This is a genomic window from Levilactobacillus yonginensis (assembly GCF_964065165.1).
Taxonomy (GTDB): Bacteria; Bacillota; Bacilli; order Lactobacillales; family Lactobacillaceae; genus Levilactobacillus; species Levilactobacillus yonginensis_A.
In genome coordinates this window covers 1,567,688-1,581,702 of sequence record NZ_OZ061549.1, presented here as the reverse complement: position 1 = coordinate 1,581,702, position 14,015 = coordinate 1,567,688, and the positions used below count along the sequence as shown (strand labels likewise).

Annotated in this window: 12 protein-coding genes and 1 pseudogene; 6 read left to right on the top strand and 7 right to left on the bottom strand. The window is 50.0% G+C overall.

Going from position 1 to position 14,015, the window contains the following annotated elements; genetic code table 11:
* Nucleotides 1-72 precede the first annotated feature (72 nt).
* From AB3Y94_RS07530 to AB3Y94_RS07515, 4 genes are all read left to right on the top strand, one after another.
* A complete protein-coding gene (locus tag AB3Y94_RS07530; RefSeq protein ID WP_367295676.1) occupies nucleotides 73-1,146 on the top strand; it encodes an AEC family transporter in 1,074 nt (357 codons plus the stop codon).
* A gap of 32 nt (nucleotides 1,147-1,178) precedes the next feature.
* A complete protein-coding gene (locus AB3Y94_RS07525; protein ID WP_367295675.1) occupies nucleotides 1,179-2,183 on the top strand; it encodes a 2-hydroxyacid dehydrogenase in 1,005 nt (334 codons plus the stop codon).
* A gap of 213 nt (nucleotides 2,184-2,396) precedes the next feature.
* Nucleotides 2,397-3,998: an ATP-binding protein gene (locus AB3Y94_RS07520; RefSeq protein ID WP_367295674.1), complete on the top strand. Its 1,602-nt coding sequence runs from the start codon at nucleotides 2,397-2,399 to the stop codon at nucleotides 3,996-3,998.
* On the top strand, nucleotides 3,995-4,711 hold the full coding sequence (locus AB3Y94_RS07515; RefSeq protein ID WP_367295673.1) for a response regulator: 717 nt from the start codon (nucleotides 3,995-3,997) through the stop codon (nucleotides 4,709-4,711). Before AB3Y94_RS07520 ends, AB3Y94_RS07515 begins: the two co-directional genes overlap by 4 nt.
* Before the next feature lie 77 nt (nucleotides 4,712-4,788).
* On the opposite strand, the gene AB3Y94_RS07510 is transcribed toward AB3Y94_RS07515, so the two are convergent.
* The 7 genes and pseudogenes from AB3Y94_RS07510 to AB3Y94_RS07480 form a co-directional block, all read right to left on the bottom strand.
* Nucleotides 4,789-5,307 (bottom strand): GNAT family N-acetyltransferase, encoded by a 519-nt coding sequence (locus AB3Y94_RS07510; RefSeq protein ID WP_367295672.1) that lies wholly within the window; start codon nucleotides 5,305-5,307, stop codon nucleotides 4,789-4,791.
* Nucleotides 5,308-5,504: 197 nt separating this feature from the next.
* Nucleotides 5,505-5,970, bottom strand: a pseudogene (gene tnpA, locus AB3Y94_RS07505) (IS200/IS605 family transposase).
* A gap of 312 nt (nucleotides 5,971-6,282) precedes the next feature.
* Nucleotides 6,283-7,167, bottom strand: a complete 885-nt coding sequence (locus tag AB3Y94_RS07500) for a zinc-ribbon domain-containing protein (RefSeq protein ID WP_367295671.1) — start codon at nucleotides 7,165-7,167, stop codon at nucleotides 6,283-6,285.
* A gap of 15 nt (nucleotides 7,168-7,182) precedes the next feature.
* Nucleotides 7,183-7,977 carry a zinc-ribbon domain-containing protein gene (locus tag AB3Y94_RS07495; protein ID WP_367295670.1) on the bottom strand — a complete coding sequence of 265 codons (795 nt, stop codon included), beginning with the start codon at nucleotides 7,975-7,977 and terminating at the stop codon, nucleotides 7,183-7,185.
* A 21-nt stretch (nucleotides 7,978-7,998) separates the two neighbouring features.
* On the bottom strand, nucleotides 7,999-9,474 hold the full coding sequence (locus AB3Y94_RS07490; RefSeq protein ID WP_367295669.1) for a zinc ribbon domain-containing protein: 1,476 nt from the start codon (nucleotides 9,472-9,474) through the stop codon (nucleotides 7,999-8,001).
* A 17-nt stretch (nucleotides 9,475-9,491) separates the two neighbouring features.
* Nucleotides 9,492-9,932, bottom strand: coding sequence for a zinc ribbon domain-containing protein (locus AB3Y94_RS07485; protein WP_125680905.1), 441 nt, complete (start codon nucleotides 9,930-9,932; stop codon nucleotides 9,492-9,494).
* A gap of 30 nt (nucleotides 9,933-9,962) precedes the next feature.
* Nucleotides 9,963-11,120: a TcaA second domain-containing protein gene (locus tag AB3Y94_RS07480; protein ID WP_367295668.1), complete on the bottom strand. Its 1,158-nt coding sequence runs from the start codon at nucleotides 11,118-11,120 to the stop codon at nucleotides 9,963-9,965.
* 315 nt (nucleotides 11,121-11,435) lie between these two features.
* Between AB3Y94_RS07480 and AB3Y94_RS07475 the strand changes: the two genes are divergently transcribed.
* Nucleotides 11,436-12,101 (top strand): TetR family transcriptional regulator, encoded by a 666-nt coding sequence (locus AB3Y94_RS07475; protein WP_367295667.1) that lies wholly within the window; start codon nucleotides 11,436-11,438, stop codon nucleotides 12,099-12,101.
* On the top strand, nucleotides 12,088-13,884 hold the full coding sequence (gene lepA, locus AB3Y94_RS07470) for a translation elongation factor 4 (protein ID WP_367295666.1): 1,797 nt from the start codon (nucleotides 12,088-12,090) through the stop codon (nucleotides 13,882-13,884). Before AB3Y94_RS07475 ends, lepA begins: the two co-directional genes overlap by 14 nt.
* Nucleotides 13,885-14,015 lie beyond the last annotated feature (131 nt).

The following is a 14,015-nucleotide window of genomic DNA, read 5'->3' as shown; positions in this document are numbered from 1 at the left end:
GATATGTATATTAATGAGCAAAAGGACGATAATATGGAATCATCATATAGATTAATCATGGAGGCGACAAGAATGAGCGTGCTTAAAGCAGTTGAATCTACATTCACAAATGCAGCAATTATTAGTTCCATTACTTCTACCATTTTCATTATCCTATTAGGCTTCTTCCTCCGTCGGCGGGGAACTTTCGGCGAAAACTTTGGAAAGGTTTTGACCAAGGTTGCCCTGAGCGTGGCTATCCCAGCTCTGGCCTTTAATTCATTCATGCAACCCATGGATGGCGATGCCTTCAAGCAAGGTATGGGCGTCTTAGTTTGGGGGATTGTGATTTATATTCTTTTGATTTTTGTTACCCCATTTATGTACCAACGTTATGTTAAGGGAGAACGTGAAGTCTTAGCTATCTTAACCACTTTCGGTTCAACCACTTTCTTCGGTATTCCCATCGTTGGGGCCGTTTACGGTGCCAAGGGGGTTATGTACAGTTCCATCTTCAACATTGGTTACCGGATCTTCCTTTACTCTTACGCCTACATCAAGATGTCTGGCCTGAAGATGGAAGGTAAGAACATTAAGAAAATGTTCGCCAACCCAATCGTTATCGCTACTTTCTTAGGTCTGTTCATGTGGCTCGGTCAACACCTGGTTCCTCAAGTAACGGTTCACGCCGCTATCAATGGGGTTCAACAAACCGGCATGACGACCGTGGCGTTCTACCGAATTGATCAAACAGCGCTTTGGATCTTTAAGCCACTGACTTACTTAGCTAACCTGTCTTCACCATTAGCTTGGTTGGCAATTGGTGTTACCTTAGGATCAATTTCCTTCAAGGACGCTGCCGAGGACAAGACGCCTTGGTACTACGCCTTCAACAAGGTTATCATCGTGCCATTATTGAACCTAATTTTGCTTTGGGTGCTCGACATCACGGGTATCCTGCCACTGAGTTTCACGGCCGTTGCAACAATCGTTGTCATGATGGCAACACCAACTGCCGCCGTTGCTTCCGCTTACGCTATTAGTTTTGACCGTGAAGCCGTTATGTCTTCCAACGCGTCCTTTATTTCGACCATCTGTGCCGTGGTAATGATGCCAATCTGGATTGCTATCTTGACGGTTATCAATGGTTTAGGTATTTTCCACTAGAAGTTTAATTAAAGAAAAGGAGTGCTTTTAAAATGGTAAAAATTACGTCCTACGGTGTTCGGCCAATCGAACGGCCTTACTTTGATGAATTGAACAAGTATGACTTTGAAATGACCTACGTTGAAGACCTTTTAACTCACGATAACGCCGAAGCATCTAAGGGTGCCGACGCCGTGTTGGTTCGTGGGAACTGTGTTGCCGACCGCCAGAACTTGGAAAAGTTTGCCAGCTGGGGCATCAAGTACGTTTTCACCCGTTCCGTTGGATTTAACCACATGGACCTGCAGGCTGCCGCTGATTTAGGTATCGAAATGGCGCGAGTACCAGGCTACTCCCCATACGCCGTTGCCGAATTAGCCTTTACCTTGGGCATGACCCTTTTCCGTCACGTAAACTTGGGCATTAGCCAAACGCGCCAAGCCGACTTCACCATTTCCCCAGCAATGTTCAGCAAGGAAATCCATACGGCCACCGTTGGTATCGTAGGTATCGGTCGGATCGGTTACACGGAAGCTAAGTTGTACAAGGCTTTGGGTGCCAAGGTTGTTGCTTACGACCCATACCCATCTGACGCTGCCAAGGAATTAGCTGAATTGATGGATCTGCCAGACTTGCTTAAGCAAAGTGACATTGTTTCCATTCACGTGCCTTACTTCCCAGGTAAGAACGAAAACCTGGTCGACGCCACCTTCGTTTCTCAAATGAAGAAGGGTGCCGTGTTGATTAACACCGCGCGTGGTGAATTGTCCAACATCCCAGCCATCTTAAAGGGCTTGGACGATGGTCAAATTGACGGCTACGGTGCCGACGTTGTGCAAGACGAAGTGAATATCTTAGGCAAGAAGTTCGACAGCGTTGACGCTGTGCCTAATCAAGAGGTCCAAGACCTGTTGCGGGCTAACCCTAAGGTCCTGATTACGCCGCACGTTGGTTCTTACACGGAACCAGCTTTGCAAGATATGATCAGCATTAGTTACGATAACTTCCACGATATTTTGACGACGGGTTCTACTAAGAACGCCATTCACGCTAAATAAGCAATTGCCTTTAAAAGGGTGCGGGGAATCTTTCTCCGCACCCTTTTTGGCGTCAGCCCGCGGTTCTATGTTGACTTTGATGGGGTGGCTAAACCGGTTACCCTGAAACGTACCCGTTTGAAAGGGGATTAACGGCCACCATTTCGACTGGCCTTAACAGTTGCCTAACGCAACCGATTTCAGTATATTAGGAGGAGTGAGGGGACATTGCTGATGAAGATTTTCAAAAAACACCTGCCATTTTGGGCGATGGTGATAGCAATCATGACGTTAACGATTGGGGTTTCTGTGGCAACTACCGTTTTCTTGATTCATCGGGATACGGTAACGGAGAATAAACAGGCCATTCAGAGCCGCATTCTCAAAATTGCCAAGTCGACTGCTAAGATGACGGAAGTTCAACGCGTTATTGCTGCATCCAATGCGGGGGCGTCGGCTGATCTACAGACTTACATTAAACCGTTGGTCAGACGGGACGACGTGGATTTTATCGTGGTCATGAACCATGACCTGATTCGGCTGTCCCATCCGCACAGTCAGGACGTGGGTCACCATTTTAGTTCACTGGCGGACCCCGCACCAGCCCTGCAAGGGCGGACCCGCTATTCCACCAAACCCGGTGTGCTGGGTCCTGAGTACCGGGTCTTTTACCCAGTTAGAACTCACGGTAAAATCATCGGGGTCGTCTGCGTGGGGGTTACGCAGCAAAATTTGAATCAACAATTGCAACATAAGACGCGGCCCATCCTTATTGGAGGCCTGCTGGGTTTACTAGTTGGTTTGATACTTTCCGTTTTGCTGGGCATGTATCTGCGTTATCTGTTGCTAGGGATGGAACCCAGCGAAATCTCCGAACAGACTGCGCAACAGGCTTTGATTGATAACTCGCTACCCGAAGGTGTCATTGCCATTAACCGCGACGGCGTGGTCATCTCCGCCAACCACACGGCCCAAACCCTGTTTGGTCGAGAGCTGGTTGTGAACCAGGTCTTGCCGGTAGACTTGCGGGAGACACTTTTTACTGGAGCAGCGGTGACCCAGGCTGCCACGGGAGGTATCGAGGCCTCTTTCCGTGATAAGCAGCTGCTGTTATCCACCAATGACCTGCTGGTTCGGGGGAAACAAATTGGTCAGGTTTGTCTGATCCGAGACATGTCTGAAATCTCTGGGCTTATCGATAAGCTCGCTGGGACCGAACACTACGTTTCCTCATTACGGGGACAGACACATGAATTTATGAACCAACTCCAGGTGATCAACGGGCTACTGGAGCTAGAAGAATATCCACGAGCCTTAGAGTTTGTGGGTCAGATTACCGATAATTATCATCACGATATTGGTTACGTCACGGATAAGATTAAGTGGCCGGCCATGATTGGCTTGATTCTGGGGAAGAGCAAGGAAGCTAAGGAGCAGGGGATTGCGTTTAAGGTAGCTGAGAACGCCTCAGTACCTCAGGTAACCTTTGACGGGAAGGTTGAGGTCCTATTACTCCGGATCGTTTCCAATCTGCTGGATAACGCGATTGGGGCCATTCGTCAACCCGATGACCAAAGCCTGATTAGTCTGAAGTTAGTCCTGACGGGGTCGCGCCTGCAAATTGTGGTCAGTGATACTGGGAGTGGTATTGCGCCTGACGTGCGCCAACAGATGTTTACGCAGGGCTTCTCCACCAAAGGTCCCCATCGCGGGTATGGGATGGGAATTATTCATGCCGCTGTGACAGCGCTGCATGGGCAATTAGCCATTACCGATAATCAACCTTACGGCACCATTATGACCGTTCTAGTTGAAACCAAGGAAGCGTTGAAATGAAGATATTAATAATTGAAGATGATCCCATGGTCCGGTTGATCAATCACAAGTTTTTGGACCGCATTCCACAGTTGGCCAGTGCCACGGTCACCGAGTGTGAGAGCGCAGTGGCGGCTTTAGACCTAGCAGACTTGGACGAGTATGCCCTGATCTTACTGGATATGTACTTGCCACAGGTGAGTGGAACCGAGTTCTTAGCGGAACTTTTGAAGCGTCAGCTACATCCGCAGGTCATCATGATGACGGCGGCCAACGATCAGCAGACCCTGAAAGAAGCCGTCAACTACGGTGTTTTAGATTTCTTGATCAAGCCGTTTTCGTTTGACCGGTTTGAACAGGCGATGGCTAAGTTTACCCGGCTACAAGTGGTCGACGATAAGCATACCGTCTCTCAGACGGACCTGGATAGCCTGTTTCAGGGAATGACGGCAACAGTGCAACCGGAAACGAGCCGGGATTTGCCTAAGGGGTTAGCCAAGCTGTCACTCAAGCGGATTGTTCAGACGTTACGCCAGTTTGATGCTGAGTTTTCCAATCAAGATGTTGCGGATCAGACGGGGTTATCCCGGGTGTCGACCAAAAAGTACGTGGACTTCCTCACGGAGATTGGTTTCCTGGGCTCACGCATCGTGTACCAAAACAGCGGTCGACCCTTAACCAAGTTTCGGGTCGATGGCCAGGGTGAGGCCACTTTAAACGAATATTTATCATAATTGAGACCGCAAACGGCCCCGCCACGTCACCAATGGTTGGTGACGTGGCGGGGCCATTTTTATCGTTGGAGTATCGGTTAGTCGGACGTCGTTAAATTGAGTTCATACGCCCGGCGGACACCATTGGCGTTGACCAGACCGCGGTACTGGTACCCCAGGCTAGTTGCTAACGCCTGCATTTGTTGATTCATGGCGTGGGTGTCGACACGAAAGTTACGGACACCGGCCTGGTAGGCCATGGTCAGTAGATTGGAAAAGAAATAGTGACTGAGGTGCTTGCCTGTGAAGCCGGCACCGAGGGCAATGCGGTGAATCGTAGCGTAGGGGTCCGTGGTGTTGGCCCACGCACCGTCAATTCGATGGTAGTTGGGATCGTCACCGATAATCAACGTGGCAGTTCCGGCGATTTGACCATCGACCAACAGGACCCAACCGTTTTGGTGATCAATGTCGGTTGCGATGGCTGACTCGTTGGGGTAGCCGTCCTGCCACTGGGGACTACCACTGGCCTTTAATTGGGCCTTGGCGTGTGCAATGATCGGTATGATGGCGGGAATATCGGTCGGTTGTGCGCGGCGAATGTAAATCAAACTCATGAGCGGATGCCTTCTCTCTAACATGTTTGATGTTGGTGTAGTACGCGACTGACTAAATAAAAACCACCCGTTGAACGGGTGGTTTTCTCGAGGGCTATAAGCCCTGGATACTGGCCAGCGTCTCAAGGCGCTGGCTTTTGTGTGTCAAAGCCAAATTGCGTTTGCCACTTTTGCTGCCGCTTTAAGCGGCGTTTGTATTACTTACCCTGACCCTTGAAGGGGTCTTCATACTCCCGAACGCTGAGTCTATCCACCGCCTGATCACTTTTTTCTTGATCACGAATATATTTTTTGATGGTGGCTTCGTTCAAGCCCACCGTGCTCACGTAGTATCCGATTGACCAGAAATGTCGATTTCCAAATTTATATTTCAAATTTGCATGCTGGTCAAACATCATCAACGCACTTTTTCCCTTTAAATATCCCATAAAGCTCGACACACTGAGCTTGGGTGGGATACTTACCAGGAGATGAGCATGATCTGGCATCATATGACCTTCCAAAATCTTGACACCTTTATACTGGCATAAAAGTCGAATATCCTCCTGTAAGTCACGTCGATATTGATTATAAATCATCTTTCTCCTATTACTTTGGAGTGAATACGATATGGTACTTGCATAACCACTTTGTGTGCGCAAGACTGTTGAGTTTATTCGCCATTTGAAAAGTCCCCTTTCGATTTAGCAATGTTGGCTTCGACACCTACATTCTAATTCTTATGGAGGGCTTTTTGGTACAACCGATCTATTATCCGCCCGCATAGCGGGTGGGTTTTTGTTTCGCACGCTTTAGCGTGCTCAACTGGGCCTAAAGGCACTACTAATAAAAAGGTCACCCCGCGAGGTGACCTTTTCGGCCTACACTGTATTTCGTGACTGACTAATGTGCTAACAGTTAGTCATCATGAATGGTGTACGTAAATCTTTTGCGGTGATGATATTAAACGACAATTAAAGCCGGAGTGCGACCGGTTTAGTAACCTGAATAGGTATCGATGGCATCGCCGAGACTGCTCAGAGGCGCTGCAGTAAAGAGTGCCACTAACAGAATCACAATGATAATGATGACGAACAGTAAGCAGGAAGCTAAGATCCAAGTATAAAGTGGGTCTAGCCGAGGACGCGTCACGTCCCGAATAATTGTGAGGTAGTAGCCGAGAACCAGTACGGCAATGCTGGGTACGAAGATACTCGTTGCCAGAATCGCGTAGTGCAAGGCTAATGACCCCAAGTCAGTAATCGTGGCCGCGTTGATCACCAGAATAGAAGCAATCAGAAACGCTACCAGGTTAATCGCGAGAATCGAACTCGTCGCCCCAAAGAAGTGGTTGGTGAACTCGAAGAAATTCAGGGGCTGATGGGCGTTGATCAGACGGCGTAAACCATAGGCCGCGCCGACCACCAGCGCATACAGCGCGAAGACACAGATGAAGAAGTCCATTCGCACAGCAGTCATCAGTGAACCACCATTGATGGCATTGCCGTCAGAACCAATCACGCGCAAGGCGACATTGACAGCGTGTTGCATGAACATGGACAGAATAATTGTGTTTAGGAGCACTTCGAGCAAGACTGTCAGGACACCAAACAAGTGATTGGCATTTTCAACGGGTGACAGGGGATGTTTGAAAGATTCCCACCACCAAGAGAAGTAGTTGCGACTGGCCAAAGTACCTGTGGCTAACGCTTGGCGTTGCGGTTTAGCGGTAGTGTCGGCTGCTGGAGTTGGTTCTGGTATGACTGGGGCCGGTTCACTAGCTGCTGGTTGCGCCAACTGGTACCCACAATTGGGGCAGAAGCTGGAGCCAGCGGGAAGGGCAGTCCCACAATTTGGACAAAAATTAGTTTCGTTGGACATTGGTGGACTCCTTTCCTAAAGCGTGAATGGGAACAGACGCAGAGCATTTAACAGATTTACTAGGATCGTGATGCCCAGCCCTAAAACAATCTGCCCCAGCAAAGCGGCGTAGAGCTTATCAAAGCGGGGTGTCTTGATATTGTGAACCAGACTGTAGATGAAGCAGCCGTTTAGGAGCAGAAAACCAGGAACCAAGAGGGACCGACTCGCATTAATAAAAGTTCCGTAAGACCCATCTTGAAAGAAGCTGATCAGCAGCATCAGAACACTGACGACTACTGCAGGAGTTGCTGTATGTCCAAACTGGTTTACGTATTCGAGAAAATTGTTGGAGGTTTGGTCACGATCTAATAGCCGCCGCACGCCGAAGCCAATAGCTACGGCAACGAGGACGATCAGCCCCTCTGAAAGGGCGGTAATCGCTGAAAAGCGTAGCGTGAGACCTGGAATTCGCTTGAGATACGCTGGATAGTCACTAAACCAATGAAGGTAGCGATTATCCATTGAGGTAATCATGGCCGTGTTAATAATGACCATCAGGACTAGGTTTAAAATACCAAATAGGCTGGTGCTTCCAGCGACTGGTTGTCCCGGCCGTTTCAAAGAAGTCCACCACCAGGATATAAAGTTCGTTGCGGCGGGCGTCGTTGTGGACGCCATCCGCGTGGCTGTTGGTGTTGTTTCTGGCTCTACGGGGATGTCGGTTGCGGGTGTATTGCCGCTTAAGGCATACCCACATTGCGGGCAAAACTGTGTGTCCGCGTGTAGCGCGTGGCCACAGTTGGGACAGAATTTTTGTGGTTCGTTCATGCGTGGCCTCCTGAATAAGTGCTAATCGTCGTTGTCATGGTAGTCGCTGATCTTGGTTGCAGGCCCGATAGAGGAAATGACGTAGCCCAAGTTGGAACCGTTAGAATCCTTAACAGTTGCGGTGTATTGCAAGACCTGAACGTGGGTGTAGTCGGCGTCCTCTAACCAGAAACCGTACTTCACGTTATATGTGACGAGGCTCGTGCCATTTGGACCAGGTTTAACGTCCTTAATGGTGGTGGTCATATCGGTAGAGTCGACGTCGGCATCGTTGGCGTACCCCTTGGCCATGGAGACTAACTCAGAGTAATCGGAGTTACCACTACCGTTAGTGAAGAAGTCAGCCAAGTCGTTGTCGTCACTGTCAGTAGCATCGCTCATATCACCTTCAAGGGTGATTCCGTCAACGGCTACGAATAAGTTGCTAATGAAGTCATCAGCGTCACTGTTGGAAATGACGTCAGGATACTTCAGGTCGACGCTGCCTTGATCATCGCTGTCGCTTAGCTTGACCGTGTTGGTCGTTGCTTTACCAGCGGTCGAAGCGTATTGCGCGTAAACGGCCATATCAGAAGTCCAAGGTTCATCCTTCAGACTGTAGGAACCGTTACTATCCGCGGTCCCAAGCTTCTTGCCATTTAAGTAGATGGCAGAGCCGGGAACGGTGTTAAATGACAGGGAAATCGTCTTCAGTTCCAGGTTGTAGGTCTTACTGGTGGTGATGTGGTAGTCGCTACTGTTAGCCAGTTTGTGGCCACCTACCGTACCAGAGGCTTCCAGGTGGTATTCACCGGGAACCATGGCGTCTAATTTCTTGGTGTAGCCGTCAACGCTAGCCGTGGCAATTTTCTTGCCATCCAGCTTGATGACGTTGCCAGAGTGGTTGGTTTTAACGGTTGGATAGACCGGACTAACGTTGATTTTGTAGCGGGGGAAAATCAGAAAATGGTGGCCGCTCTTTTCAAAAGTCATGGTGCCATCATCACTGCGGCCGTTACTGTTCAAGGCAGACTTCAAGTCGCTCAGTGCTTGGCCGTGGTCGCTGTAATAGCGGTTCACGGGCAGTAACGTCTGATTAGACAGTTTCAAATCTGAGCTGGCGGTGGTGAAGTAGGGCGCCATGTTCTTACCACTCTTGATGTGGCTGATGGTTCGGTCTAACGTGGCCGAGCGGGAGTAGTGGGTGCCACCCCAGATGAAGAAGCCGGCAATTGCTACAACGGCGATGGCAATGCCGCCCCATTTGAGCTTCTTTTTCTTATCCCACGGTTTGTGGGGCTTGCGTACCCGGGCAGGCTTCGTCGTAGCGGCAGCAGTTTGCGTCGGTTGAACGGGCGTCGTTGGCTGGTCGACTGAGGCCTGGCCAGTATTGAGGTTGTACCCGCAGTTTTGGCAGAAGGTGTCCGTTGGGTCAACGGGCTGGCCACAATTGGGACAGAAATGTGATTGGCCGCCGGGTTGATTATCCGCGGGAGCCATGAACGGTGTTAAATGCATGGATTAAACCTCCAGAATTAGTGTTGGGAATCGTGAACTAAAGCTTCGCCATACAGGCAAAGTTGGCCAGGAGACATGGGTTCGGCCTGAATGGTGATGCGAGCAGCACCGGCGTAACCCTTGGCTAAGAGTAGGGCGTAGAGGTGCTTCATCATGTCCTCCCAAGCAGCCTTAGCGCCGGCCCGGGGAGCAACGTCACTTTCGGCGAAAATCATGCCAACGGTTCGGTAGCCCGTCGGAATTTCGGTGTCTTTGGTAATGATAAAGGTTTTGGTCTGAGCCACTTCGTCGGGCGTCAGTTCCAAGTCAAAGAGTGGAAACGATTGGTCGGCGGCATGGGGAATCATGGCGTAGTCGTCAGCTGTGGTCAGCGTGGTCCCACACTTGAGGCAAAAGTTGGCGTCGGCACTATTTTGGTTGCCACAGTTGGAGCAAATACGGTAGTAAGTCTGTTTCATTGGGAGAATCTTCCTTTCGGGGGTAGGATTTTAACGGTCAGTAACTTCGTCGAAGAGGCCGGTATCAGAGTTGTAGATAGCGAGGATGTCGTTTGCATTGTCGTAGCGGAACGTGTCCATGTGGTCACCGTCATCATCGTCGTAAACTTTAACTTGGATAACGTTGTCATGGGCCTGCGTGGTGGTGTAATCGTAGTCATCGATGTCGTCCATGTAGTCGGTAGCTTGGTAAATTTGATCAACGGCATCTTGACCATCGGAAGATAGGTCGTCGTAGTCCGAGTATGTGCGCCCGTTGCCCTGGTCATCGCCATCTGAATCGTGGGTGTTGGTACCAGAGTTGTTGTCGTCGTTAGCCGTGGTTGTGGCACCAGTTGAATCGTCATTGGTATTGTTGGTAGTGTCCTTGCCAGCCTTGGCAGTCTTCACACTCAGGTTAACGTCCTTAGTTGTGTCACTGCTAGAAATCAGGTTGACTTTGACGCTCTTGTTGGACTGGCTGCCAGAAAGTTTAAACGTATAGTGACCAGGAAACAGTGGGCCCGCCTTGTAGCTGTAGTGGTCATTTTTGGACGTGGCCAGGGCATCGCCGTTCGCTGTAATCGTGGCGTTGGCGACGTTAGTAGAAATGGTGGGATGCATGGTGGTGACCTTCAATTTGTAGACGGGGAAGAACAACATCGTGTGACCCGACTTGATCAGGGTAAACGTGTGATCAGCAGATTGCCCGTTCTTTTGCAGGTCCGTCCGCATGTTGGTGACGTAGTCCTGATGGGTGCGTGCATAGGTCAACAGGGGTTGAACGGTGTCACCCGTGATTTTTAGGTTAGGATTATCACTAACCAACAGTTTGGCGAGGTCGTTGCTTTGGTTATCGCTGATCATATCAGTGATGTTGGCAATCTGCTTGTCTTTGCCGGCCTGTTTGTTGTAGAACGAGGCGCCTAGGACGATGACAATAATGACTGCAATGCCAATGATGGCCCAGACGCTACGCTTGAACCACTTGGACTTCGGTTGCTTACCAGGTTTTGCAGCAGAATTCTTCCGCCGGCGTCCCAGTCGTTTTGCCTTGGACTTGGGCTGAGCAGCAGATTTGGTGGTTGCCTGGCGCAGGTCGTAGCCACAATGTTCACAGAAAATGCTGTCGGCTGCGACTTCTTGGTGACAATTAGGACATTTCTTCATAATTTCTCTCCTTAAAAGTGGGTAGGTACGAAAAAAGGCTCTAGCTCCGCGTTCATGATAACCCTTCGCGTTAGCTGAAGCCGGTTTGAATAAATGACGTGATAATTATGTATGGTATTAAATGCACAAAAATTGAAAAAGTTGCGCATCACACACGACCTAAATATTAAGTTTTTACCATATTGTCATTATACGCTAATAGAAGGTAAGTGGAATAACTATTTTCACAAATTAATTGACAAGTTGTGGACGAGAGGTTTACGATAACAAGATTGAAAAATGACTGATGGTCATTTTAGGAAGAAGGAATTCTGTGTGGTTAACGTTTTAAGCCGGGACCAAAAGTCTGCTAAGGCCCAACAAATTGCGACCGCTGCCTGGCAACTGTTTTCTCAGTATAGCTTCAATGATATCTCGATGACCCAGCTGGCTGAGACGGCGGGGGTCGCTAAGGGAACGCTCTTTAACTACTATCAGACTAAGGAAAGCATCTTTATGACGGGCCTACTGACGGGGTATCGTCTGTATCTGACAGACCTTACGCAAAAGTTCGTCGTTCAGCCCGTGCGCACGCCAGCGGCGCTCAAAGCGCGGCTGTTGGCTGAGACCCGGACGCTGATTAATGACCACAGCACGCTGGTTCGGCTGAACGCCTTGCGGGGCCCAGTATTAGAGGCCCACGCCGACCGCCAGCGCACAGAGCAGGATCGTCAAGCCCTCTATACCGTGAATACCCAGTTAGGGGCCGTTTTGGCGCAGCAAGTTCCTGGTCTATCAGTGGAAACCGCCACGCACCTTTTCGTGATTCAGAGTGCCATTATCAGTGGCCTCATGAACCTGGCTGGTCTTGACCAGTTTAATCACACGACGCTGACGGCGGCTTTTCCCGCCTTTCAAATCAATCTCGAAGCCGAGGCTTGCCGCACCTTTGGCTATTACCTTGACGGCATCTTTCAGGAGGAAATTCATGGAACAATCTAACGTTCGTAATTTTGCTATCATTGCCCACATCGACCATGGTAAATCGACCCTGGCCGACCGCATCATGGAACAGACTCAGACTGTCAGTGACCGCGAAAGTAAGGCCCAGTTGCTGGATGACCTGCAGGTTGAACAGGCTCACGGGGTGACCGTTAAGTCGCGAACCGTGCGGAACTATTACCAGGCCGACGATGGTCAGGAGTACGCGTACAACTTTATCGATACCCCGGGGCACGTCGACTTTACCTATGAAGTCTCTAAGAGCCTGGCCGCCAGTGACGGTGCGCTGTTGCTGGTCGACGCCACTCAGGGTGTTCAGGCCCAAACGGTGGCTAACTTGCGCTTAGCTGAGGAAAATCATCTGACTGTGATTCCCGTCATTAATAAGATTGATGCGGCTGCAGCCGACGTTGACCGGACCGCCGAGCAGATTCGGGCGCTGTCACCAGACTTTATGGACGGAGAAATGCTGAAAATATCCGCTAAGACGGGGCTCAACGTTCATGACGTCATGGAGGCCATTCACACGCGGATTTCAGCGCCAGTGGGTGATGAGCAGCAGCCACTAAAAGCGTTGGTCTTTGACTCTCAGTACGATGCTTTTAAAGGGATTATTGCTTACGTCCGGCTGGTCGATGGTGTGTTGAACGCCAACGATAAGCTAACGTTGATGGCGAATGGTCAGGCAGTCACTGCGAACGAAATCGGCATTTTTGCCCCGCAACGGGTGGCTACTAAACAGTTGCGGTCTGGCGATGTTGGTTACGTGGTGACCGGGTTAAAGGATCCGCAAGCTTTGCGCGTAGGGGATACGTTGACGACTAGCGCCAATCCCACTGCGACCGCTTTACCGGGTTATGAACCATCGCAATCCATGGTCTTCGCGGGATTCTATCCACAGGGGGACCACTACCACGATCTGCAACTGGCCGTCGAAAAATTGGCCTTGAACGATACGTCGTTTCATTACCGGCCAGAAAGTTCGGACGCTTTGGGAGCTGGTTTCCGTTGTGGGTTCTTAGGCATATTCCACCTGCAGATTATTCGCGAACGCCTGCACGATGAGTACGGGTTGGACGTTCTGACAACAGCGCCCAACGTCACGTATCGGGTGCATTTGAAAAATGCAGTGGAACCCGTGGTGGTGAATAACCCAATTAAGTTCCCAGACTATTCGCAGATTGATTTCGTGGAGGAACCGTTAGCCACCGCGACCATTACAACTACTAGTGACAGTTTGAGCGACGTCATGAAGTTGGCGACTCAACATCGCGGTGAGCTCCAGGATATGCGCAATCAGGGTGACCTGGTGGTCCTGGTCTACCAACTACCGTTCGCGGAAATTGCTTATGATTTCTTCAACGCGCTGAAGTCGGTGTCCCACGGTTATGCCACGTTGACGACAGCGCTGGCAGGCTATGATATTGCTGACGTGGTCAAGATTGAGGTCCACGTCAACTACGCCAAAGTAGACGCCTTATCTTTTGTGGTTCACCGGGAGGATGCGCCCAAGGTGACCCAGGAGCTAGTCCACAAATTGAAGTTCGTAATTCCACGTAAACTTTACCCCATGCCCGTTCAGGGAGTGGTGGAAGGGAAGGCGCTGTCCCGCGTAGACGTGCCACCGTTACGGAAGAACGCCGCGGCTAACGGAGAGAAGCGTAGTACCGCTAAGAAGCAAGCCTTGTTGCGGCGGCAAAGTGTGAACAAGCGGCAGGCCGCCCACAGCGATATTGATTTACCACAGGAAGTGTTTAATGCGGTTTTGGATTTAGAGAATTAGACGTTAAATTAAGTGGACAATTCTGACAAATCCAAGTGACTTTTACTGGATGATTAGATTTTGGTTAGGAAGAGCGCCTGGGATTTATCATCCACGGGCGCTCTTTTTGACTTAGTAGTGTTGTTTGAATT